The organism is Pseudoalteromonas sp. GW168-MNA-CIBAN-0100 (genome assembly GCF_040309225.1).
GTDB classification, from domain to species: domain Bacteria; phylum Pseudomonadota; class Gammaproteobacteria; order Enterobacterales; family Alteromonadaceae; genus Pseudoalteromonas; species Pseudoalteromonas arctica.
In genome coordinates this window covers 1-328 of sequence record NZ_JBEOOL010000309.1, presented here as the reverse complement: position 1 = coordinate 328, position 328 = coordinate 1, and the positions used below count along the sequence as shown (strand labels likewise).

The 328-nt window shown below is 40.2% G+C and carries 1 protein-coding gene; it reads left to right on the top strand.

Features of this window, described 5'->3' with window-relative positions:
* A partial coding sequence (locus AAEY62_RS21245; protein WP_350636342.1) for an ATP-binding protein occupies positions 1-328 on the top strand: 328 nt, incomplete at both ends.

Here is a 328-nt window from a genome sequence, read left to right as displayed (position 1 = left end):
AACCTACCTCGCGTGTGCCTTGGGTCACGAGCACTGTTTACAAGGAAAAAGTGTCTTCTATATTCGATTAAAAGAATTACTTGAAAGTCTATTTCTAGCACAGGCCGATGGCAGTTATCGAAAATTATTGGGTAAACTCATTAAATACGACTTACTTATTTTAGACGATTGGGGGCTAGAGCCACTCAGTGCTCAGCAACGAAGCGACTTACTTGAATTAGTCGATGCTAGATATGGTTATAAATCACACATCATCATTAGTCAGTTACCACAGGAAAATTGGCACCAAATGATCGGCGAATCAACGCACGCTGATGCTATTTTAGAT